Source organism: Variovorax sp. RO1, from assembly GCF_002849325.1.
In the GTDB taxonomy this organism is placed as follows: domain Bacteria; phylum Pseudomonadota; class Gammaproteobacteria; order Burkholderiales; family Burkholderiaceae_C; genus Variovorax.
This window is the reverse complement of the sequence record NZ_PKMT01000003.1, coordinates 194,744-217,675: the sequence shown is the minus strand read 5'-3', so window position 1 is coordinate 217,675 and position 22,932 is coordinate 194,744. Positions and strand designations below refer to the sequence as shown.

The window sequence follows — 22,932 nt, the reverse complement described above, 5'->3', positions numbered from 1 at the left end:
CGTTTCTTCATGCTCCGAATCCTTCTGCGCTCCCTCGGCCGTCTGCTGGTGAGCTTCGCCCTGCTGCTGTCCGCTGCCTGGGCCTGCGCGGCCCTCTGGTACCAGCTGCCCGCGGCCACGCCGCTCAAGGTCGGCGCGATGGTGCTGTGGGGCCTCTTCGGCCTGGCGGCGATCGTGCTCGTGTGGCGCGGCAAGGCGGCCCGCCCGCTGCTGTCGTACGCCATCGGCTTCGCCATGCTGCTCGGCTGGTGGAACACCATCCAGCCCTCGCAGAACCGCGAATGGGCCGACGACGTGGCGCGCCACCTGAAGCCGCGCGTCGAAGGCAACGTGGTCACGATGGAGAACGTGCGCAACTTCGACTGGCGCAGCGACACCGACTACACCGTGCGCTGGGACACGCGCCGCTACGAGCTCGACCGCCTGCGCTCGGTCGACGTGTCGCTGTCGTACTGGACCGGCCCGGCCATCGCCCACACGCTGGTGTCCTTCGGCTTCGACGATGGACAGTACGTCACTTTTTCCATCGAGATCCGCAAGGAGCGCGGCGAGAGCTTCTCGTCCATCGGCGGTTTCTTCAAGCAGTTCGAGAACAGCCTCGTGGCCGCCGACGAGCACGACATCCTGCGCGTGCGCACCAACGTGCGCGGAGAAGACGTCTACATGTACCGCGTGCAGCTGCCACAAGCCGAGATGCGCTCGCTGTTCCTCGGCTACGTGGGCGAGGCCAACGCGCTGGCGCGCGCGCCGAGCTTCTACAACACGCTCACGGCCAACTGCACCACCATCGTCTACAGCCTCGCCAAGCACGTCGTGCCCGGCCTGCCGATGGACTACCGCCTGCTGGCCTCGGGCTACCTGCCCGAGTACCTGCACGACCTCGGCGGCCTGACGCCGGGGCTGAGCATGGACGCGCTGCGCAGCGCCGGCCGCATCACCGACCGGGCCATTGCCACGGACCAGCAGCCCGGTGTGAACTTCTCGCAGGCGATCCGCCACGGCCTGCCGGGCGCTGCGCCATGAGGCGCGTCGGCTTCTCTGCACTGCTGCTGACGCTGTCGCTGCTCACCGGCTGCGCCGGCGTCACGGTCGGCACCATCTCGCCGGCCGAGTACCTCGCGCAGCGGCGCGGCGACGTGCTCACCACGGGCACGCTCAGCAGCTCGGCGCAAGAGGTGCTGCGCGTCATCGGCTCCGATGCCGACCAGTGCCGCAAGGACGGCCGCGCCTGTCGCCAGAACCTGGCCACCTCTGCCGGCCTGAGCGACGAGCAGCGGCTGTCGGCGCTGTCCGAGGTGTGGCTGCAGCTCGCGCTGGCGGGCGGCGACGGCGGCTCGGCCGCGCAGCCCACCGCGCCCGAGGCCATCGACGCCTGGCTCGAAACCGCGCGCCATGCCTACGCCTACCTGTTCTTCACCGCACGCAAGCCGCGCGACCGCGCCTTCGAAGACCGCCAGACGCAGGTGCGCGACTACTACAACTACGCGGTGCAGCGCGCCATCACCGGCCTGTTCGGCCGCTACCGCAAGGGCGGCGTGCCCCGCGCCACCATTCCGCAGGTGGGCGACTGGCGCATCGATGCCGACCTGTCGGCGCTGCAACTCGCGCCCGACGCCACCTTGCCGCAGGAGCTGATTCCCGCCGCCTCGCTGACCTTTTCGGGCCTGCGCAACATCTACCGCCGCGACGGCTTCGGCGCCGAGCTGGTCGCCGCGGGCAGCGACCGCCCGACCGATGCCCAGGCCGAGGAAGACGCGCCGCCTTTCAGCGAAACGCCCTTCCCCGCCCTCACCGCGTTGCTGCAGTTCGACGGCACCACCCTACAAGACGTGCTGGCCACGCGCACGCTGCGCATCGCCGTGTTCGACCCCTACCGCACCAGCACGATCCAGCTGGCCGGCGAAGAGATTCCGCTGGCCGCCAACTTCACTTCGGGCTACGGCCTGTGGCTGGCCCGCTCCGACTTCGCGCTGCAGGCGCTGCGCAGCCTGTTCGGCGGCGCCGAGGGCCTGACCCGGCCGCACATCTACCTGATGCAGCCCTACGACCCGAAGCGCCGCACCATCGTCATGCTGCACGGCCTGGCCAGCAGCCCCGAGGCTTGGATCAACGTCGCGAACGAAGTGCTCGGCGACGAAACGCTGCGCCGCCGCTACCAGATCTGGCAGGTGTACTACCCCACGAACGCGCCGCTGCCGCTGAACAACCTCGCCATCCGCGAAGCCATCACGCAGACGCTGGCGCACTTCGATCCGCAGGGCCGCGCCGAGGCGTCGCGCAACGTCACGCTCATCGGCCACAGCATGGGCGGCGTGCTCTCGCGCCTGCTGGTGTCGTCGTCGGGCGATGTGCTGTGGGACGCGCTGCGCGAGGGCTACCCCATGCCGGCCGCCCAGCGCCGCCGCATCGAGGAAGGGCTGGGGCCCTACTTGCGCTTCGAGCCGCTGCCCCAGGTCAGCGACGCCATCTTCATCGCGTCGCCGCACCGCGGCACCTCGTTCGCCAACAAGCGCATCTCGCGCTGGGTGGCCAACCTCATCACGCTGCCGGTGGCGATGCTGGGCCAGCTCAACGACCTCTCGCGCGAGCTGATGCGCGTGGCGCCCAGCTCGCAGGACCTGGGCCCGCTGCGCATTCCCAACAGCATCGACAACCTCAGCGACCGCGATGCGTTCGTGCGCCTGTCGTCGGGGCTGCCGATGAGCCCGAAGGTGCGCTACCACTCGATCATCGGCAACGACACGCCCGGCGTGGCGCAGGCCGACTCGAGCGACGGCATCGTGCCCTACACCAGCGCGCACCTCGACGGCGCGGTGTCGGAACTGGTGATTCCGTCGGCGCACAGCGTGCAGGAGAACCCGCTGGCGATTCTGGAGATCCGGCGCATCCTCCGCGAGCAGCTGCAGCGCGTGCCTTGAGGCCGACTTAGGCCGTGGCGCGCACGGCAGCCGCCGGTGCCTGCCGCATGTCCGGCACAGCCGCCATCAACGCCCGCGTGTACGCATGTTTCGGTGCATCGAGCACCTCGCCTGCGCTCCCCTGCTCCACCAGCCGCCCGCGCTGCATCACCCCCACGTCGTCGCACATGTGGCGGATCACCGCGAGGTTGTGGCTGATCAGCAGGTAGGTCAGGCCGAACTCGTCCTGCAGGTCGCGCATGAGGTTCAGCACCTGGGCTTGCACCGACACGTCGAGCGACGAGGTCGGTTCGTCGCAGACGATGAACTCGGGTTGGCTGGCCAGCGCCCGCGCGATGGCGATGCGTTGGCGCTGGCCGCCCGAGAACTGGTGCGGATAACGCCGGCCGTCGTCGGGCGACATGCGCACGCGGCGCAGTGCCTCGGCCACGCGCTCGGCGGTTTCCTCGGCGCTGGCGGCCAGGCCCAGCACTTCCACCGGCTCGGCGATGAGCCGGTCCACGCGCCAGCGCGGGTTGAGGCTGGCGTAGGGGTCCTGGAAGATCATCTGGAAGCGCCGCCGCAACGCGGCCGTCTGCGCGGCGTCGCCCCAGCGGTCGATGCCGTCGAAATGCACCGTGCCGGCCGTGGGCCGCGTGAGGCCGGCGATCATGCGCGCCACGGTCGACTTGCCCGAGCCCGACTCGCCGACCAGCCCGAAGGTGCGTCCGCGCGCGATGTCGAAGCTCACGTCGTCGACCGCGTGCAGCACCTTCTTCGGCTGGCGTGCGAGCGTGCGGACGAGCCAGCCGGCGGACAGATCGAACGCGCGCGACAGGCCCTGCACGCGGATCAGCGGCGTGCTGTCGGCCGGTGCTGCCGCTGTCTCGACCTGCGCGGGCGGCAAGGCTGCAGCCACGGCAATGTCCGCGCCGATCTCAGGCACCGGCAACCGATGCAGCCGCGCATGCACCGAAGGAATCGCCGCCATCAAGGCGCGCGTGTAGGGCTCGCGCGGGCGGTCGAGAATTTCGCGCACTGGGCCGGTCTCGAGCACGCGGCCCCGGTACATCACCATCACGCGGTCGGCCGCTTCGGCGATCACGCCCATGTCGTGCGTGATCAGCATCGCGGCCGTACCGCGCTCGCGGCAGACGCGGCGGAACACGCGGATCACCTGGGCCTGCACCGACACGTCGAGCGCGGTGGTGGGCTCGTCGGCAATCAGCAGCTGCGGCTCGGCGCACAGCGCGAGCGCAATCGCCACGCGCTGGCGCATGCCGCCCGAGAACTGGTGCGGGTACTGGTCGATGCGGCTTTCGGGGTCGGGAATCTCGACGTCGGCCAGCAGCGCCAATGCACGCCGCCGCGCCTCCTGCTCGCTCACGGGCAGGTGTGTACGGATGGTTTCGATGAGGTGCCGGCCGATCGGGTAGACCGGGTTCAGGCTGGTCAGCGGGTCCTGGAACACGCTGCCGATGCGGCGCCCGCGCACACGGCGCATGTCTTCGCCGCGCAGCGTGTCGATGCGCTCGCCGTGCAGCTCGACCGTGCCGCCCGCGATGCGTCCCGGTGGCGGCACCAGGCCGATGACGGCCGCACCGACCATCGACTTGCCCGCCCCCGACTCGCCGACCACGCCGAGAATTTCGCCCGGCGCGATCTCGAAGGAGACACCGTCGAGCACCTGCATCGTGCCCCGGTGTGTGTCGAAGGCCACGTCCAGGCCGCGCACGCGCAGCACGGGCGTTTCGCGATCAGGTTCTGGCGATGGGTCGCGCGCGCTCATTGCAGCCTCGGGTTCAACGCGTCGCGCAGCCAGTCGCCCGCGAGGTTGACCGAGAGCGCCAGCGCCAGCAGCACCAGCGCCGGAAACAGCAGGATCCACCACTCGCCCGAGAACAGGAAGCCCTGCCCGATGCGGATCAGCGTGCCCAGCGACGGCTGCGTGGGTGGCAGCCCCACGCCCAGGTACGACAGCGTCGACTCCGCCACGATGGCCAGCGCAAAGCTGATGGTGGCAATCACCAGTACCGGCGCCAGCAGGTTCGGCAGGATGTGCCGTACCAGGATGCCGGTGTGCGAGCGGCCGATGATCTGCGCGGCGGCCACGTAGTCCTTGTGCTTCTCGAGCATCACCGCGCCGCGCACCGTGCGCGCGTACTGCACCCATTCCGACAGCCCGATGGCCGCCACGATCACGTACACCGCCATGTCGTCGCGGTAGCCCTCGGGCAACAGACCGCGCGCGATGCCGAAGATCAGCAGCGCCACCAGCAGCACCGGAAAGGTCAGCTGCACATCGGCCACGCGCATCACGAGCGTGTCGAACCAGCCGCCCGCATAGCCGGCCGCCAGCCCGAGCGGCACGCCGATGGCCAGCGACAGCCCGACTGCGCTCACACCCACCAGCAGCGACATGCGCAGCCCGTAGAGGATGGCCGAGAACACGTCGCGCCCCTGGTCGTCGGCGCCCAGCGGATAGAAGGCGCCCGAAGCGCCCTGCTGCCCCGGCGGGGTGAAGGCGTCGATCAGGTCGAGCACGGCCGGATCGAAGGGGTCTTGCCGTGCGATCCACGGCGCGAACAGCGAGGCCAGGGCAACCAGCAGCAGCACGAAGGCGGCCAGCTGCACGGTGCGCGAGCGCGCAAACGCACGCAGCACGGGCGACTCGGCGTTGCGCCAGCGGCGCGGCGCGGGGGCGCCGGTCGAGGAAGAAGACGTCATTCGGGAAAGAGGGAAAAAGAGTCAGGCGCGTCGCAAGCGCGGATCGACCAGCACGTACAGCAGGTCGACGATGAAATTGATCGCCACGTACAGCAGCGCGATCAGCAGCAGGTAGGCCGCCACCACCGGCACGTCCACCCCCTGGATCGAGGTGATGAACAGCAGGCCCACGCCCGGCCACTGGAACACCGTCTCGGTGACGATGGCAAAGGCCACCAGCGAGCCGATCTGCAGCCCGGTGATGGTGATGACCGGGATCAGCGTGTTGCGCAGCGCATGGCCGTAGTTCAGGTCGCGCTCGCGCAGCCCGCGCGCGCGGCCGAAGCGGATGTAGTCGGCGCGCAGCACTTCGAGCATCTCGGCGCGCACCAGCCGCATGATCAGCGTCAGCTTGTACAGGCCCAGTGTCAACGCGGGCATCAGCAGTGAGGCCCAGCCCGAGGCCGTGAGCAGCCCGGTGCTCCAGCCGCCCAGCTGCACCGTGTCGCCGCGCCCGAACGACGGCAGCCAGCGCAGCTCGACCGCGAACAGGTAGATGAGCCCGATGCCGATCAGGAAGGTCGGCAGCGACACGCCGACCAGCGACACCGCCATGACCGCGCGGCTCGCCACGCTGTCACGCCGGATTGCCGTGTACACGCCCAGCGCCACGCCGCCCGCCACCGCCAACACGGCCGCCACCAGCGCCAGTTCGAGCGTGGCCGGCAACCGCTCGGCGATGAGTTCGACCACTGGCCGCTTGAGCCGGTACGACACGCCCAGGTCGCCCTGCAGCGCGTGGCCGACGTAGCGCAGGTACTGCACCGGCACCGGGCGGTCGAAGCCCAGTTCGGCCGTCAGCGCGGCGCGTTCTTCGATCGTCGCGTCTTCGCCGAGCAGGCTGATGGTCGGGTCGCCGATGTGGCGGAACACCAGGAAGGACACGAAGGACACCGCCAGCAGCACCAGGACGGACTGGCCGAGCCGACGCAAGAGATGAACCCACATGGCGGGCGCTTAGGGCTTCGCCACCTTCACGTTCTTGAAGAACACGCTGCCGTCGGGACTGACCGGAATGTCCAGCTTCGGGGTCGAGGCGAAGTTGAGCACCTGGTCGTGCAGCGCGATGTAGATGCGCTCCTTCTGCACGGTCTGCCAGATGCTCTTGATGGTGGCGTCGCGCTTGGCCTTGTCGCTCTCGGCGGCCAGCGATGCGATCTGCGCGTCGACCTCGGCGTTGCTGTAGCCAGTGGCGTTGGTCGGGCCGCGGCCGTCCTTGCCGCGCGTGTGGACCAGGTAATCGAAGATGTAGGCCGAGTCGTAGGTCGGCACGCCCCAGCCGAACAGGTAGAAGTCGGTGTCGGCCGAGTTGATGGCGGTGCTGTGCAGCGCAATCGGGCGCGCCGCCACCGTGGTCTTGATGCCGATGCGCCCCAGAAAGCCCGACACCGCCGTGCTGATGGCCTCGTCGTTCACGTAGCGGTCGTTCGGCGTGTGCAGCGTGATCGCAAAGCCGTTCGGGTAGCCGGCCTCGGCCAGCAGCTTCTTCGCCTGCGCGGCATTGGCCTTCGGGTAGGCCGCAAAGCCCTTCTCGTAGCCGTGCACGAATGGCGGCGCGATGATGCCCGAGGGGTTCGACAGCCCGCGCATCACCGCCGCCTTGATCGCGTCGCGGTCGATCGCCAGGCCGATGGCCTCGCGCACCCTGGGGTCGGCCAGCGGGTTCTTGCCCTTCACGTCGGCGTACTTGAGCTCCTTCGCGCCCACGTTCAGGCCCAGGAAGATCGAGCGGTTCTCGGGCCCCTCGGTCAGGCGCAGGCGCTTGTCGGCCTTGAGGCGGCCCACGTCCTGCGCCGGCAGGTCCTGCACGAAATCGACCTCGCCCGACAGCAGCGCGGCCACGCGCGTGGCGGGCGACTTGATCGGCACGTAGACCAGCTCGGTCACGTCCAGCGGAAACTGGCCGCGGCCCCAGTACTGCGGGAACTGCTTGAGCACCGTGCGCGCATCGACCTCGCGCGAGGCCAGCACGTAGGGGCCGGTGCCGTTCTCGTTGCGGGTCGCGAAGTTCTCGGTCTTGCTTGCCACGTCCTGCGACTGCTCGGCCTTGTTCGCCTTGGCCCAGGCCTCGCTGAGGATGAAGAGGTTCGTGAGGTTGTTCGGGAAGATCAGGTTCGGGCCCTTGGTCTTGACCTGCACCGTGAGCGGGTCGACCTTCTTCACCTCGGCCACCGACGACAGCAGCGACTTGAGCGCCGAGCTTGGCGCCTGCGCGCGCTGCAGCGAGAACACCACGTCGTCGGCCGTGAGCAGCGCGCCGTCATGGAACTTGACGCCAGGGCGCAGCTTGAACTCCCACACCGTCGGGTCGGCCGTGAGCTTCCACGAGGTGGCGAGCGCGGGCTGCAGCTTGCTGTCGGCGCCGCGCAGGATCAGCGGCTCGTAGATCTGGTGCAGCAACCCGAAGTTGGTGCCGGTGTTGACCGCATGCGGATCGAGCGTGGCGGGGTCGGCGCTGCGCGCCCATCGCACGGTTTCGGCGGTGGCGACGGATGCCTGCAGCAGGCCGGCGGCCAGCAGGGCCGCGGTCAGAAGTGGTCGGAACATGGAATCCCTCGGGTGTTCTTGTGAAGTTGAAACAGGCAGATGGCCGCTGTGCATGGACACACGCCTGTCGTTGCGTGGCGGGACTGTGCCCTGCCCCGCACCGTCTCGAAAGAAGGACTCCGCATATGGAAATGCGGTGTCTGCCGCGCAGCGATGAACGACGATCAGGCCCTCGCCGCCAGACGCTTCAACCGCAGCCCGCCCCACACCGCCAGCAGCACGCTCGCGCCGAACACCCAGCCCGACAGCGCGCCGGCCATCGTGCCGGAGAGCAGGTTGCCGACCGTGCAACCCAGTCCGGTCATCGCGCCCCACCCCAGCAGCACGCCGCCGCCGAGTCCGCGCACGACCTGCCCCACGCTCGGCCACGCGGGCTTGAACTGCCCGCTTGCCAACGCCGCGGCCAGCGCGCCGGCCACGAGGCCACCGACCAGCAGCGCATTGGGCGTCTGCCAGAGGCTTTCGACCACCGCCGTGACGCAGCCACCGAACCCGTCGAGCCCGTCCATCCGCTGCGGCAGCAGGCCTTGTGCGTTACCGAGGTCGCGCGCGGCGCTGCCGAGCGCAGCCGTCACGCCCAGCGGGCGCAGCCGCAGCACCACGATCACGGCGATGGCGCCCACCGCGAGCCCGCCCCACGCATACGGCCAGCGTCCGTGCAGCAGGCGGCGCACCGCGTCGATGAAGCTGCGCGGTGCGGGCAATGCAGCGTCGCCCGTCGGCAGCTTTCGCCAGAGCCAGGCACTCAGCGCCGCGAGCACCGCCAGCTGCAGCGCGGCGGAGCCCGCATAGCCCAGGTGATGCGGCAGCCACACCACGGGCGCGGTGGCGATGGTGGCGCTGTAGAGCCAGTTCCAGCTGGTGAATCCCAACAGGAATCCCGCGCCCGCACCGAGCAGCGCGAACGGCGCGGTCGGCGAGCCTTCGCCCAGCCGATACCAGTGCGCGCTGATGCACGAGCCCGACACCACCATGCCCGCGCCGAAGGCCAGCCCTGCCAGCACCAGCGCCCCGCCGACCGGGCCGATGTGCGCATCGGGCGGCAGCCGGCCGGGCTGCGGCACGGGCAGCCAGCCGGTCATCACGACATGCATGCCCACGGTGCCGACCGCGAGCGCGGCCACGATGGCCAGCAGGCCGCGTGCATCGCCGCCTTCAAAGTAGTCGCGCGCATGGCAGTAGAAGCAGAAGCGCGAACGCTGCAGCACAACGCCGAGCACCGCGCCCAGCCCGAGCGCAAAGGCCAGTGCACGGCCACCGCTGCGCTCGCCGAGTAGATGCACGCCGGCTGCGATCAGCAGCAACAGGACGACAGCAGCGGCCAGGCCTGTGCGAGAAAGCGGCGCAGGCACCGCGTTGATTGATGAAGCGGACATGCCCCGGTCCCTTTTTCTTGGTCCAAAAAAAAAGCGAGCACTAAGGCTCGCCCAATGTCGCCCATCGGAGAGGCCGCGAGGTCCCTCCAACGCCGACTCACCTCGAACTCATCTCACCTCAACTCAATCATTTGGATGCCCACACCGTGCCGGCCGGGTTGTTGATCGGCACGCCGACGGCGTTGCCGTACTCGGTCCACGAGCCGTCGTAGTTGCGCACGTTCCTGTAGCCCAGGATCTTGTGCAGCGCGAACCAGGTGTGGCTCGAGCGTTCGCCGATGCGGCAGTAGGTGATGGCCGGCTTGCTGCCGTCGATGCCCACGGCCGCGTAGATCGCCTTCAGCTCGGCGGCCGACTTGAAGGTGCCGTCTTCGTTCACCGCACGGCCCCAGGGCACGTTGGCCGCGCCGGGCACGTGGCCCGCGCGCACCGCCAGTTCGGCGGCACCGGCCGGCGCAAAGATCTTGCCGCTGTACTCGTCGGCCGAGCGGATGTCGACCAGCTTCGCGTCGGAGCGGCCTTCGGCCACGGCCAGCACGTCGGCCAGCCGCGCGCGCAGCTGCGGGTTGGGCTGCGTCACCTTGAAGCGCGTGGCGACGTGTTCGGGCGCGCGGTTGTCGAACACGCGGTTCTCGGCCTCCCATTTCTTGCGGCCGCCGTCGAGCAGCTTCACGTTCTGCACGCCGTACTGATCGAACACCCAGGCGCCCCAGGCCGCGAACCAGTTGTTGGTGTCGCCGTAGAGGATGACGGTGGTGTCCTTGTCGACACCGGCGGTCGACAGCAGCTTCTCGAATTCGGCCTGGCTCACGATGTCGCGGCGCACGCGATCGTTGAGGTCGTTGTGCCACGAGAAATTCACCGCGCCTGGAATGTGGCCGCGCTCGTACAGGCCCGGGTTCACGCTGACCTCGATCACGCGCAGCTTCGGGTTGCGCAGGTTCTTCTCGAGCCAGTCGGTCGAGACCAGCGGGCCACTGCCGTCGGCCGAGGCCTGGGCAAAAGCGGCGGGCGCGGTGGCCAGGAAGGTCAGCGTGGCGAGGGACGCGGCGCGCCACCATCTGCTGAAGATCGACATGCGGGACTCCTTGTATTGAATGGACGACATCTGAAACAGATCAGAACGAACTCTAGGCAGGCAACGCGCGATCACCAACGAAGCGTTTGCGATATGCGCATGCCCAAAGCTTCTGAGGCTCAGGCCACCGCGACTTCTTTCTGTGGCAGCTCGGCACGCACGCGCCAACCCAGCTCGGGCGCGATGCGCACGGCGATGTCGTCAAGAATCTGCTCGTAGGCCTCGCTGTCGAAGTTGTAGGGCAGCTCCACGCGCAGCTCGCTCACGAGCGGCAGCACGGGGTCGCGGTGCAGTCGCTCCAGGATCTCGTCCGCGCTGCCGACGAGGTCGCCGGCGAACAGCGTGCGGCGCTCGCCCTGCGGCGTCAGCGTGCGTTCGACGCGCCCGGCCGCGAACGCGCGGTAGCGGCGTCGCGTGGCCGCATCGGCCCCATCGAGCGGCACGATCACGCGACCCAACGCGATCCGACCGCGCCGTGCGCCCGGCACTTCGCTGGCGCGGTAGCGCTCGACGAGCCCGGTCTGCGCCTCGAGGAAATCGTCGGTGGTCTCGCCCGTGAGCACGTTGCCCAGCAGCAGGTGAAAGCCGTTGCGCCCCGCCCATTCGGCCGAACGCAGCGATCCACCGCCGTACCAGAGCCGCCCGACCAGGCCGGGCGCATAGGGCTGCACGCGCGGACGCACGCGCCCGCCGGCGGATTCGATCACCGTGTCTTCGTCGCCCAGCAGCACGTCTTCGAGGTTCGCGCGCAACCGCGCCACGCGCTTGTGCGTGAAGTCGATGGTGGCCGGCGGCGCGTCCTGGAAGCGACCGCCCAGCAAGGCGCCATGCGGCGGCGCACCCGCGCTCAGGCCCACCTGCAGGCGCCCGCGCGAGAGCACGTCGACGGTGGCCAGGTCTTCGGCAAGGCGGAACGGGTTTTCGTAGCCCATCTGGATCACGGCCGCGCCGAGTTCTATGCGGCGCGTGCGCTGCGTGGCGGCGGCCAGGAAGGTCGGCGCCGACGACACCGCGCGCTCCAGGTGGCGCTGGCGCACCCAGGCGCTGTCGAAACCGCGGCGCTCGCCGAATTCGAACAGCCGCAGCGCGGCTTCGAGGCCGGCATGCGGGTCGGCCTCGTCGTAGTTGCCGGGCGTGAGAAAACCGATGTGGTGGATGGTCATGGTCGTGGTCGGGGTCGTGTGTGCGGCGTGTTCAGAACTTCGGCAACCCCGGCGGGTTGACCTCGGACTTCGGCAGCGCCTCTTCCGCGAGGCGCCAGCGCGCAAGCGCCTTGCCGTAGGTGCCGTTGCGGATCAGGCCGTTGGCCGCGGTGGTGAGCGCCACGGCCAGGCCGCTGCCCTTGCGCGTGGCCACGGCCACGTCCGACTTCAGCGGCCAGCCGGCGTTGACCGTGCCCGCGAGCCGCAACTGCCCGTTCTTCGCGGCCTCGTAGGCCTGCGGCGCGTTGGGGTTGAAGTTGGCATCGACGCGCTTGGTCGTCACCGCCAGCCAGCGCGTCACATCGTCGTCGTAGTACTGGATCGACACCGGCTTCAGGCCCGCGGCCACGTTCTGCCGGTCCCATTCGAGCAGGATGCGTTCCTGGTTGGTGCCAGCGCCGGTCGTGAGCTTCAGGCCCGCCACGTCCTTCGGCTCGCGGATCGACTGGATCGCGCTGTCGGTGCGCACGTAGAAGCCGTGCAGGCCGAGCCGGTAGGTCGAGAAGTCGAACTTCTCCTTGCGCTGCTCGGTCACGCCCACGTTGGAGATCACGGCGTCGTACTTGCCCGAGCTCAGGCCCAGCGGCCAGTCGGCCCAGGCGATGGGCTGCAGCTCCAGCTTCAGGCCCAGTGCCTCGGCGATGAGGTGCGCAAAGTCGGGGTCGAAGCCCACCACGGTCTTCGCGTCGGTCGCGTAGGTGGAAATCGGCGGCGCGAACGGCGCGATGGCGATGGTCAGCACGCCCTCCTTCACGAACTTGAAGTTCGGCGGAATGGCGTTGACGGCCTCGGCGTCCTTGCCGGTGTGCAGGCGTCCGCGCTGCGCGGGGCTGAAGTCGAAGGTCTCGGCGGTGTGCGCCGGCGCGAGCGCGATCAGCCCGAGGGCTGCGAAGGCCCCCAGTTTCTTCTTGAGCGACATGGTCCCCTCCCCTCAGTTCTTCGGCAGGCCGGGTGGGTTGGTGCGCGCCACCTCGATCGCCTCCGACGCCAGGTTCCAGCGCGACAGCGCCTTGCCGTAGTTGCCGTTCTTGATCTGCGTGTTCAGCGCCAGCGTCACGGCCTCGGCGATGCCCGAGCCCTTGCGCGAGGTGACGGCGATCTCGGCGTTGAGCGGCCAGCCGCCCGACACCAGGCCCGCGAGCCGGGTCTTGCCGTCGCGCGCCTCGTAGGCCGCAATGGCGTTGGGGCCCACGTACGCATCGGCGCGGCCCGACTGGATGGCCAGGCGCTGCACCACATCGTCGTCGTAGTACTGGATCTCGATGGGCTTGAGGCCGGCGGCGAGGTTCTGCTTGTTCCAGCGCAGCAGGATCTGCTCCTGGTTCGTGCTGGCCGTCACGATGAGCTTCAGGCCCGCGATGTCCTTCGGCTCCTTGATGGCGCCGAGCTTGCTGTCCGACTTGACGTAGATGCCCAGCTGGTCGTTGCGGTAGGTCGAAAAATCGAATTTCTCCTTGCGCTCTTCGGTCACGGTCACGTTCGACACCACCACGTCGAACTTGCCCGACTGCAGGCCCAGCGGCCAGTCGGCCCAGGCGGTGGACACCAGCTCCAGCTTGCGACCCAGGCTGTCGGCCACGAGCTGCGCGATGTCGGGCGCATTGCCCACGGGCGTCTTGGTGTCGGTGGCGTAGGCCGCGAACGGCAGCCGGCCGGTGGTGGTGCCCACGACGAGCACGCCTTCCTTCTGGAACTTGAAGTCCTTCGCGAGCCGCACGGCCTCTTCGATCTTCTGCGCGCGCGGGCGGCCCGGCTGCTCGGGGCTCAGGTCGGGCGCCGGGGCGGTCTGGGCCGTGGCGGCCAGGGGCAGCAAGGCGGCAAGAAGAACGGACAGGAGATGGCGTCGATGGGTCATGAAAAGCAGTCAGTTGGAAAAGAAAAAAGAAGAAAAAGCTCAGAGCACCCAGGCCAGGAATTCGGCCGTGCGCGGGTGCCTCGGTGCGTTGAACACCTGCTCGGGCGTGCCGGTTTCGAGGATGCGGCCCTGCTCCATGAAGACCACGGTGTCGGCCACCTCGCGGGCAAAGCCGATCTCGTGCGTCACGATGAGCAGCGTGGTGCCGGAGCTGGCCAGCTCCTCGATCACCGCGAGCACCTCGCCCACGAGTTCGGGGTCGAGTGCCGAGGTGGGCTCATCGAACAGCAGCACCTTGGGCTTGAGGGCCAGCGCCCGCGCAATCGCCACGCGCTGCTGCTGGCCGCCCGAGAGCTGGCGCGGGTAGGCGTCCTTGCGGTCGGCCAGGCCGACGCGGGCCAGCAGGTCGGAGGCCAGCGCCTCGGCCTCGGCGCGCGGCAGGCCGCGCACCGACTGCGGCGCCTCGACGATGTTCTCCAGCACCGTGAGGTGCGGGAACAGGTTGAAGTTCTGGAACACCATGCCCACGTCGGCGCGGCGCGTGAGGATGTCTTTCTCGTGCAGCTCGTACAGCGTGTCGGCGTCGCGCCGGTAGCCGATGAGTTCGCCGTCGATGGCAATGAAGCCGTCGTCCACGCGCTCCAGGTGGTTGATGGTGCGCAGCAGCGTCGACTTGCCCGAGCCCGACGGCCCGAGGATCACGGTGACGCTGCCCCGCGGCGCGGTGAAGGTCACGTCGTCGAGCACCTGCAGCGCGCCGAAGCGCTTGGACACGCCGTGGATCGTCACCTCGCCGCCGGGTGCGCGTGCGCCGTTCCAGCGCGGCACCTGTGCGGGCGCTGGGGCCGGCACGGACACGGGCACCACGGCCGGCCCCCTGCCCCGCGCCCACAGCCCGTGCACCACACCGCCCAGCCACGAGCGCGGTGCATGGCGCAGGGCCCCGCGCGAAAAGTGCCGCTCGATGTAGTGCTGCGCCACCGATAGCACCGTGAGGATCACGAGGTACCACACGGTCGCCACCATGAGCAGCGGAATCACTTCCAGGTTGCGCCGGTAGATGATCTGGATCGTGTAGAACAGCTCGGGCAGCGCCAGGATGTAGAGGTTCGAGGTGCCCTTGGCCAGCCCGATGATGTCGTTGAAGGCCGTGGGCAGGATGCTGCGCATGGCCTGCGGCAGCACGATGCGCGAGGCCTGGCGCCGGCGCGAAAGGCCGAGCGCAGCCGCCGCCTCGATCTGCCCCTGGTCCACCGACAGGATGCCGCCGCGCACGATCTCCGAGGCAAACGCCGCCTGGTTCAGCGTGAGGCCCAGCAGCGCCGCCACGAAGGGGCTGATGAGCTGCGTGGTCGGGTACGAGAAGAACGTGAGGTCGGTGAACGGCACGCCCAGCGACACGGTCTCGTACAGGTAGCCCAGGTTGTTGATGATCAGCAGCAGCACGATCACCGGCACCGAGCGGAAGAGCCAGGTGAACACCCAGGCCAGCCGCGCCAGCAGCGGCGAGCGCGACACCCGCGCGAGCGCCAGCCCCGTGCCGAAGAAGAAGCCCAGCACCGCGCCCAGCGCCGTGAGCAGCAGCGTGCGGCCCAGGCCGGCGAGCACTGGCTCCGAGAAGAACCACTCGGCGAACACCGGCCAACCCCAGCGCGGATTGGTGAGCACCGAATGCAGGACGAGGCCGATCACTGCCACCGCGAAGATGGTGCCGACAGTGCGCGCGGGATACGTCGCGGGGACGATGCGCAAATGAGAGTAGTCGCCCTTGGCGGGTGGCGTCGCATCACTCCGCCGGACCGGTGCTGTGGGGGTGCGCGGCTCCGGACCGACATCGAGGATGGTGGTCGTGTTCATCGCGACACCGCCTCGCTCAACGTCGCGCCGGCACGGCCTTGCGCGGCCCACTGCGCCAGGTGCTTCTCGAACGGCAGCTTGCGCGGCGTCTCGGGATCGGCGTCGTCCGTGAACAGCGCCGTGTAGCCATGGCTGCGGTACAGGCCCACGGCCTCGGGCTGGCGAAAACCGGTCGTGAGGTAGATGCGCTCATAGCCCTGGCGCAGCACCTGCGCCTCCAGCTCGGCGAGCACGCGGCTCGCCAGGCCCTGGCGGCGCAGCGCGCCGTGCGTCCACACGCGCTTGAGTTCGGCGGTGCGTTCGTCGTGGCGCATGAAGGCGCCGCCGCCGATCGCCACGCCGTCGCGCAGCAGCAGCACAAAGTTGCCGTGCGGCGGTGCGAACACCTCGGGCGCGTAGCGGTCGATCTCGCGCGGTGCGCCGGGCTCGCGCATCACGTCGCCGTAGCGGCTGTCGTACTCGAAGGTGAGCCCTTCGATCAACGGCCGGGCCCGCGGGTCCAGCGGCGTGGTGTAGACAAACTGTTCGCTCATGGGGTGGTTTCCTGCAAGTCGCTGTCGGCGGAAAGAAAGCGCTCGGCCAGGCGCGCCCAGTACACGGCCGCGGGCGCGAGGATCGCGTCGTTGAAGTCGTAGCGCGGGCTGTGCAGCGAGGCGCTCTCGCCGTTGCCGAAGAACACGTAGCTGCCGGGGCGCGCCTGCAGCATGTAGGCGAAGTCTTCGCTGGCAGTGCGCGGCCGGAAGGCCGGATCGACCCGCTCCGCGCCGAAGGTGTCGAGCGCCACCGCACGCGCAAAGGCGGTTTCTTCCGCGTGGTTGACCACCGGCGGAAAGCCCGGGCGGTAGTCGACGTCGGCCTCGGCGCCGAAGCTCTCGGCCTGCGCCCGCGCCAGCGCGGGAATGCGCCGCGCCAGCAGCGCGCGCACCTCGGGCTTGAACGACCGCGCCGTGAGCTTGAGCTCGACCGTGTTCGGAATCACGTTGGACGCTTCGCCGCCGTGGATGGAGCCCACCGTGATCACGCCCATGTCCAGCGGATCGACGTTGCGCGACACCACGGTCTGCAGCGCCGCGATCAGATGCGCGCTCGCGACCACGGGGTCGACCGTTTCATGCGGCTGCGCGCCGTGGCCGCCCTTGCCGCGCACCGTGATGTGCGCCTGGTCGATGGCCGCCATCGCAGGCCCGGTGACGCAGCCCACGTGCCCCGTGCTCACGCCGGGCCAGTTGTGCAGGCCGAAGACGGCGTCGCACGGGAAGCGCGTGAACAGGCCCTCGTCGATCATCTTCTTGGCACCCGCGCCGAGTTCTTCGGCGGGCTGGAAGATCAGGTGCAAGGTGCCGCGAAAGGCGCCCGCCTCGGCCAGGAAGCGCGCCGCCGCGAGCAGGATCGCCGTGTGGCCGTCGTGACCGCAGGCATGCATCACGCCCGCGTTCTCACTCGCATATGGCAAGCCAGTGGCCTCGTGGATCGGCAGCGCGTCCATGTCGGCGCGGATACCGAGGCTGCGCCCCGGCCCGCGCCGCAGCGTGCCCACCACGCCGGTGCCGGCCAGGCCGGTCGTGACCTCGTAGCCCCAGGCCGCGAGCCGCTCGGCCACCAGCGCCGAGGTGCGGTGCTCCTTGAACGACAGCTCGGGATGCTGGTGGATGTCGCGCCGCAGCGCGATGAACTCGTCGCCGTAGCCGGCAATGGTCGATTCGACGCGGTGGATGTCCTTGAGGGCCGGGCGTGGCAATGCGGCGCCCATCAGGCGGCTTTCCGCTCGGGGGCGGCGTTGCCTTGGGGCAGCGCATGGCGGCTCGCCTTGCGCTGCAGGCCCAGGTGGTCGCGCAGGGTCTGGCCGGGCAGCGTGCGCTGGTAGCGACCGCGGGCCTCCAGTGCGGGAACCACGAACTCGATGAAGTCGTCGAGGCCCTGCCCCAGCACCGGGAAGCCGAGGATGAAGCCGTCGGCCGCGCCCTCGTCCACCCAGCGGATGATCTCGTCGGCGATGCGCTCGCCGGTGCCCACGAACTGCGTGCGTGGCGTGGCGACCTCGAGCGCCACCTCGCGCAACGTCTGGCCCTTGGCTTTGGCATTGGCCTTGATACGGTCGGTGGTCGAGCGGAAGCTGTTGCGGCCGATCTCGCCCAGCTCTGGAAACGGCGCGTCGAGCGCGTACTGGCTGAAGTCGTGGTGGTCGAAGAAGCGGCCCAGGTAGGCCAAGGCCTCCTCGACCGTCAGCAGTGCGCGGATGGCGAGGTACTTGGCCTCGGCCTCCGCCTCAGTGGCGGCGACCACGGGGCCGATGCCCGGGAAGATCTTCACGTCGCCGGCCTGCCGGCCCTGCGCGACGGCGCTGGCTTTGACCTGCTTGAGGAAGGCGCGCGTGTCTTCGAGCGAGGGCGAATGCGTGAACACCGCGTCGGCGTACTTGCCCGCGAGCCCGATGCCCGCGTCCGACGAGCCGGCCTGGAAGATCACCGGCTGCCCCTGCGGCGAGCGCTGGATGTTCAGCGGCCCCGCCACCTGGAAGAAGCGGCCCTTGTGGTCCAGCGTGTGCAGCTTGTCGCGGTCGAAGAACTGGCCGCTGTCGCGGTCGCGCACGAAGGCGTCGTCGTCCCAGCTGTCCCACAGACCCTGCGTCACGGCCAGGTACTCGTCGGCAATCTCGTAGCGCAGCGCGTGCTCGGGGTGCGCGCGGCTGTAGTTCTTGGCGCTGCCTTCGAGCGGCGTGGTCACCACGTTCCAGCCCGCGCGCCCGCCGCTGATGAGGTCGAGCGAGGCGAACTGCCGCGCCACCGTGAACGGGTCGCTGTACGAGCTGGAGATGGTGCCCGCCAGGCCGATCTTCGAGGTGACGGCGGCCAGCGCCGAGAGGATCGAGATCGGTTCGAAGCGGTTGAGGAAGTGCGGGATCGACTTCTCGTTGATGTAGAGCCCGTCGGCCACGAAGGCGAAGGCGATGCCCGCGGCCTCGGCCTTCTGCGCGTTGCGGATGAAGAAGTCGAGGTTGACGCTGGCATCGGCCGGGCCGCCCGGGTGCTTCCAGGCATTCATGTGGCTGCCGGCCCCTTGCAGCATGACGCCGAACTGGATGTTGCTCATGTCGATCGTTCTTGTGATGGGAAAGGAGAAAAAGAAGAAGAAGCTCAGGCCAGTGCAGGCTCGCGGGCTTGCGCCAGCAACTCGACGGCCGTGGCGCGCGCGGCGAAGTTCGCCACCGGGATGTCGATCACGAACTCCTCGATGCCGTGGCGCGCGCTCAGGGCATCGAGCGCATCGCGCACCTCGTCGCCGGTGCCGGCGATGACATGCGGGCGCCGCTCCTCGGTGCGGTAGTCGCTGGTGCCGGCCTGCCGTGCGAACTCGGCGGCGGCTTCGAGGCTCGGCAGGTTCACGCTCTGGCCGGTGGACAAGGTCACGCGGAAGCTGCGCAATGCGCCCACCAGCTGCGCGGCCTCGTCGTGCGTCTCGGCCGCAAAGGCGAAGAGCGCGAGCAGCGGCGCGCGGCCGGTGGCGGCGCGGTAGGCGTCGATCGACTGTTCGATGTTCACCGGGTCGCCATTGAAGTGGCCCGCATAGACGAACTGCCAGCCCAGCCGCGCCGCAAGCAACGCGCTTTCGGGGCTGCCGCCAAGCAGCACGCGCTGCGGCGGCTGCGGTGGAAATGGCGTGGCGATCGCACCTGCCAGCGGATGGTCGGCGGGCACACCGTCGTGCAGGAAGGCATCGAGCTCCTGCAGTCGCGCTTCGAAATCGAGGGCCTTCGCCTTCACCGGATCGTGCAGCGATTGCAGCGCCTTGCTGGTCAGCGGCAGGCCGCCCGGCGCCTTGCCGATGCCCAGGTCGACACGGCCCGGCGCCAGCGAGGCCAGCACCTTGAAGGTCTCCGCGACCTTGAACGGGCTGTAGTGCTGCAGCATCACGCCACCGGTGCCGATGCGGATGCGCGAGGTCTTCGCGAGCAGGTGCGAGGCCAGCACCTCGGGCGCCGATCCGGCATACGTGCGATTGCCGTGGTGCTCGGCCAGCCAGTAGCGCCGGTAGCCCAGACGTTCGGCGCGCTGGGCCAGCGCGATGGTGTGCTGGAACGCCTGCGCGGCGTCGGCACCTTCGGGGATCAGGCTCTTGTCGAGCAGGGAGAGCGAGTAGGACACGGTGTTCGGCGATGGCGCAGTGGAAGCGGGTGTGCTTCAAATTCTGCGAGCCATCGCACGGGCCGTTTGCGCTGAATTCCTCTATCGATATCTGGAATCTGCGGGGTCGCGCGGCTCACCACGCATACGGAAGAAGTGCCGCCACGGCCGTGGCGTGCAGCCTCCTGCGCACGCGCAGCGGCACATGGCCGTGCGGTGCGCGGCGTGCCACTTCATGCGGCGACGGCGTTGCGATGCACCAGGCGATGGCGGTCAGCGCGAGGATGTGGCGGGCCTGTGCGGCGGGAGATGAAAAGGCAGCGGTGTGCAGTGGCATGGCGGGCGGTTTCCCTGGATCAATGCCGCCGATTCTGCGAAGCACCCCCGCCCTTGCCAACGACGGATTGCGAATGTGCTGATGCGGTTTGCATCGCATCCGCGCGCTCAAAGGAGTTGCCCCGCCCCCCGTGCACTGGCTACGATGGACGCGAAACCACCCAAGGAGCAAGTGCCATGTCGAACCATGTCTACAAGTCGCTCGAGCTGACCGGCTCGTCCCCCACGAGCATCGAGGACGCGGTGCAGACCGCCATCGCGAAGGCGCACGAGACGGTGCGCAACATCCAGTGGTTCACCGTCACCGAGACGCGCGGCCATGTGGTCGACGGCAAGATCGCGCATTGGCAGGTGACGGTGAAGATCGGCTTCACGCTCGAGTAGCCGCAACGCGGCCTTGACGGGTCAGGCGCGCAGCGCCGAGGTGCCGTCGTAGATATGGCGGCGCGACCACGGCAGCGTGCTTGCCGCCCTGCCTGCCTTGCGCCCGACGATCTGGTAGATCGCCACGTCGTCGTTCTCGAAGGCATAGGCGCAGCCCGCGAGGTAGATGCGCCAGATGCGGAACTTCTCTTCGTCGACGAGTGCACGTGCCTCGTCGGCATGGGCCTCGTAGGCGTCGCTCCAGTGGCGCAGCGTCTGCGCGTAGTGGCGGCGCAGGTTCTCCACGTCGAAGGCTTCGAGCCCGCCCTGCTGCATGGCCTGCAGCGCCAGGCTGATGTGCGGCAGCTCGCCGTTGGGGAACACGTAGCGGTCGATGAAGTCGCCGCCGCCGTACGACACGCCGCCGCCCTCGGGGTCGGACGAGGTGATGCCGTGGTTCATGACGATGCCGTCGTCGGCCAGTAGCTGCTGCACGCGCTTGAAGTAGTCGGGCAGGTTCTTGCGGCCCACGTGCTCGAACATGCCGACGCTGGTGATGCGGTCGAACTGGCCGGTCACGTCGCGGTAGTCCTGCAGGCGGATCTCGATGCGGTCTTGCAGGCCGGCCGCCTTCACCCTTTCGGTCGCCAGGTCGAACTGGTTCTGCGACAGCGTGACGCCCACGCAGCGCGCGCCGAACTTCTGCGCCGCGCGGATCACCAGCGCGCCCCAACCGCAGCCGATGTCGAGCAGCGTCTGGCCCGGCTTGAGTTCGATCTTGGTGAGGATGTGGTCTATTTTCTTCAGCTGCGCGGTGGCCAGGTCTTCGTCGCCGTTCTCGAAGTAGGCGCACGAATAGACCATGTTCGCGTCGAGCCAGAGTTGGTAGAACGCGTTCGACACGTCGTAGTGGTACTCGATGGATTTTTTGTCCGACGATTTGGTGTGCGCGAAGTAGCGCGCCATGTGCCGCAGCGCGCCGCCGGGCATGTCCATCGAGGTCTTGGCCAGGCCGTAGGCGATGTCGATCACGTCGCTGAGCTTGCCTTCGATGTCGATCTTGCTCTTGACGTAGGCCTCGCCCAGGTTGTCGAGCGTGGGCTGCAGCATCAGCGACAGCGCCGCGGGCGATTTCACGTGCAGCGTGACCGCCGGCCCGCTGAAGTCACCGAAGTCGTAGGACTGGCCGTCCCACAAGGTGAGCCGCGCGGGCAGGTTGGCCCGTGCGCGGACCGCGGCGCTCCATTGCGCCAGCTTCTTTTCCCAAAGCATGCATCTCTCCGAGTTGTTGAGTAGTCCCGCCTCCACGGGCGGATGGGGTGCTGCAGCAACAAAACGATAACGAGATTTTGCGAAACCTGCATTTCCACGACGACGCAAGAAATCGCGGCAAGTGCTAGGTTGGATGATTGCTTGGGCGAGCCCTGAGCCCTGCTACGCGGCTTCCATCGAGGTCGCGTCGTTGCCGGCCTCGCCGAGCCAGCGGCGCTTGTCGCGCAGCGGCGGCGCGCCGAACATGCGGCCGTATTCGCGCGCGAACTGCGAGGGGCTTTCGTAGCCCACGTTGTGCGCGGCGCTCGCCACGTCGGTGCCGGCGATCAGCATCTGGCGGCGCGCTTCCTGCAGGCGCAGCTGCTTCTGGTACTGCAGCGGGCTCATCGCCGTCACGGCCTTGAAGTGATGATGGAACGACGACACGCTCATGTGCACCGCGCGCGCCATGTCTTCCACGCGCAGCGACTGCGCGTAGTTCGTGCGCAGCGCGCTGATGGCCTTGGCGATGCGCTGCGTGTGGCTGTCGTGCAGCGCAATCTGGCGCAGCCGCGCGCCCTCGCCGTTCACCAGCAGGCGGTACATGATCTCGCGCTTGATGAGCGGCGCCATGATCGGAATGTCTTCGGGCGTGTCGAGCAGCCGCAGCAGGCGCAGCACGGGCTCGAGCACCGGCATGGCGATGCGGTTCACGTACATGCCGCGCGAGGCCGGGGCGTTGGCCTTGGCCGGCAGTTTTTCGTCGCCGATGAGGTCGCCGATTTCATCGACCGCCAGCTCCAGCCGCACGCCCAGGTAGGGCTCGTTCTCGCTGGTCACGCACACCTGGCCGCACACCGGCAGGTCGACCGAGGTGACGAGGTAGTTCATCGGGTCGTACACGTAGATGTCGTCGCCCACGATGATCCGCTTGGAGCCCTGGGCAATGAGGCCCAACGCCGGCGTGGCGAAGCCATGCTTGGGGCCGTCGGGCTTGCTGATGCAGTGCACCTGCAGGCCGGGCACGGCGCATTCGACCGTGCCGTCCTGCCCGCGCGTGATGTGGCGGATGAGCTGCACCAGCTCTTCGCGGGCGGCGTCGAGTTCGGGGTCCAGCGGCATCGGCATGGCGAGGACGGTGGCGGTGTCGGGGGTTTCGTCGGACATGGGTAGGCCTCTGACAAAAGGGGCGCGGCCGCGATCACGGCCATGGAGGATTGGGCTGCCCGCAGCTTAGCGCCGCGCCCTCGAATCTGCACGGGCCCGGCGCGAGGTCTGGAGAA

20 protein-coding genes are annotated in these 22,932 nt (G+C 68.9%); 3 read left to right on the top strand and 17 right to left on the bottom strand.

Annotation, left to right across the window (positions count from 1 at the left end):
• Nucleotides 1–9: 9 nt before the first annotated feature.
• Together CY658_RS17935 and CY658_RS17930 are read left to right on the top strand one after the other, a co-directional pair.
• Nucleotides 10–1,023 carry an Lnb N-terminal periplasmic domain-containing protein gene (locus tag CY658_RS17935; RefSeq protein ID WP_101491499.1) on the top strand — a complete coding sequence of 338 codons (1,014 nt, stop codon included), beginning with the start codon at nt 10–12 and terminating at the stop codon, nt 1,021–1,023.
• On the top strand, nt 1,020–2,918 hold the full coding sequence (locus CY658_RS17930; protein WP_101491498.1) for an esterase/lipase family protein: 1,899 nt from the start codon (nt 1,020–1,022) through the stop codon (nt 2,916–2,918). The genes CY658_RS17935 and CY658_RS17930 overlap by 4 nt, the downstream gene beginning before the upstream one ends.
• Before the next feature lie 7 nt (nt 2,919–2,925).
• Here the strand turns inward: CY658_RS17930 and CY658_RS17925 are convergent, their stop codons facing one another.
• The 15 genes from CY658_RS17925 to CY658_RS17855 form a co-directional block, all read right to left on the bottom strand.
• Nucleotides 2,926–4,686, bottom strand: a complete 1,761-nt coding sequence (locus tag CY658_RS17925) for a dipeptide ABC transporter ATP-binding protein (RefSeq protein ID WP_101491497.1) — start codon at nt 4,684–4,686, stop codon at nt 2,926–2,928.
• Entirely contained in the window at nt 4,683–5,624 is a 942-nt protein-coding gene (locus CY658_RS17920) for an ABC transporter permease (protein WP_101491496.1), read from the bottom strand. Before CY658_RS17920 ends, CY658_RS17925 begins: the two co-directional genes overlap by 4 nt.
• Nucleotides 5,625–5,645: 21 nt before the next feature.
• Nucleotides 5,646–6,611 carry an ABC transporter permease gene (locus CY658_RS17915; protein WP_101491495.1) on the bottom strand — a complete coding sequence of 322 codons (966 nt, stop codon included), beginning with the start codon at nt 6,609–6,611 and terminating at the stop codon, nt 5,646–5,648.
• A gap of 9 nt (nt 6,612–6,620) precedes the next feature.
• Entirely contained in the window at nt 6,621–8,210 is a 1,590-nt protein-coding gene (locus CY658_RS17910) for an ABC transporter substrate-binding protein (RefSeq protein WP_101491494.1), read from the bottom strand.
• 164 nt (nt 8,211–8,374) lie between these two features.
• The gene (locus CY658_RS17905) at nt 8,375–9,586 is read right to left on the bottom strand and encodes a YeeE/YedE family protein (RefSeq protein ID WP_101491493.1); all 1,212 of its coding nucleotides are present in this window, start codon (nt 9,584–9,586) and stop codon (nt 8,375–8,377) included.
• Nucleotides 9,587–9,713: 127 nt separating this feature from the next.
• Nucleotides 9,714–10,664, bottom strand: a complete 951-nt coding sequence (locus tag CY658_RS17900; RefSeq protein ID WP_180838978.1) for a sulfurtransferase — start codon at nt 10,662–10,664, stop codon at nt 9,714–9,716.
• A gap of 119 nt (nt 10,665–10,783) precedes the next feature.
• Complete coding sequence (locus tag CY658_RS17895; protein WP_101491492.1) at nt 10,784–11,827, bottom strand: LLM class flavin-dependent oxidoreductase; 1,044 nt, start codon at nt 11,825–11,827, stop codon at nt 10,784–10,786.
• 31 nt (nt 11,828–11,858) lie between these two features.
• Nucleotides 11,859–12,785: an ABC transporter substrate-binding protein gene (locus tag CY658_RS17890; protein WP_101491491.1), complete on the bottom strand. Its 927-nt coding sequence runs from the start codon at nt 12,783–12,785 to the stop codon at nt 11,859–11,861.
• Nucleotides 12,786–12,797: 12 nt separating this feature from the next.
• Nucleotides 12,798–13,721 (bottom strand): ABC transporter substrate-binding protein, encoded by a 924-nt coding sequence (locus CY658_RS17885; protein ID WP_101491490.1) that lies wholly within the window; start codon nt 13,719–13,721, stop codon nt 12,798–12,800.
• A gap of 39 nt (nt 13,722–13,760) precedes the next feature.
• Nucleotides 13,761–15,578: an amino acid ABC transporter permease/ATP-binding protein gene (locus CY658_RS33120; RefSeq protein WP_101491489.1), complete on the bottom strand. Its 1,818-nt coding sequence runs from the start codon at nt 15,576–15,578 to the stop codon at nt 13,761–13,763.
• Nucleotides 15,575–16,111, bottom strand: coding sequence for a GNAT family N-acetyltransferase (locus tag CY658_RS17875; protein ID WP_101491488.1), 537 nt, complete (start codon nt 16,109–16,111; stop codon nt 15,575–15,577). The genes CY658_RS33120 and CY658_RS17875 overlap by 4 nt, the downstream gene beginning before the upstream one ends.
• Nucleotides 16,108–17,328 (bottom strand): M20 aminoacylase family protein, encoded by a 1,221-nt coding sequence (locus CY658_RS17870; RefSeq protein ID WP_101491487.1) that lies wholly within the window; start codon nt 17,326–17,328, stop codon nt 16,108–16,110. The genes CY658_RS17875 and CY658_RS17870 overlap by 4 nt, the downstream gene beginning before the upstream one ends.
• Entirely contained in the window at nt 17,328–18,668 is a 1,341-nt protein-coding gene (locus tag CY658_RS17865; RefSeq protein WP_101491486.1) for an LLM class flavin-dependent oxidoreductase, read from the bottom strand. The genes CY658_RS17870 and CY658_RS17865 overlap by 1 nt, the downstream gene beginning before the upstream one ends.
• A gap of 44 nt (nt 18,669–18,712) precedes the next feature.
• Complete coding sequence (locus CY658_RS17860; protein ID WP_101491485.1) at nt 18,713–19,720, bottom strand: LLM class flavin-dependent oxidoreductase; 1,008 nt, start codon at nt 19,718–19,720, stop codon at nt 18,713–18,715.
• 115 nt (nt 19,721–19,835) lie between these two features.
• On the bottom strand, nt 19,836–20,036 hold the full coding sequence (locus tag CY658_RS17855) for a hypothetical protein (RefSeq protein ID WP_101491484.1): 201 nt from the start codon (nt 20,034–20,036) through the stop codon (nt 19,836–19,838).
• A 176-nt stretch (nt 20,037–20,212) separates the two neighbouring features.
• Between CY658_RS17855 and CY658_RS17850 the strand changes: the two genes are divergently transcribed.
• On the top strand, nt 20,213–20,419 hold the full coding sequence (locus CY658_RS17850) for a dodecin (protein WP_056581096.1): 207 nt from the start codon (nt 20,213–20,215) through the stop codon (nt 20,417–20,419).
• Nucleotides 20,420–20,440: 21 nt separating this feature from the next.
• Here the strand turns inward: CY658_RS17850 and CY658_RS17845 are convergent, their stop codons facing one another.
• Together CY658_RS17845 and CY658_RS17840 are read right to left on the bottom strand one after the other, a co-directional pair.
• Nucleotides 20,441–21,670 carry an SAM-dependent methyltransferase gene (locus CY658_RS17845; protein ID WP_101491483.1) on the bottom strand — a complete coding sequence of 410 codons (1,230 nt, stop codon included), beginning with the start codon at nt 21,668–21,670 and terminating at the stop codon, nt 20,441–20,443.
• Nucleotides 21,671–21,832: 162 nt separating this feature from the next.
• Nucleotides 21,833–22,816 carry an AraC family transcriptional regulator gene (locus tag CY658_RS17840; protein WP_101491482.1) on the bottom strand — a complete coding sequence of 328 codons (984 nt, stop codon included), beginning with the start codon at nt 22,814–22,816 and terminating at the stop codon, nt 21,833–21,835.
• Nucleotides 22,817–22,932: the final 116 nt, after the last annotated feature.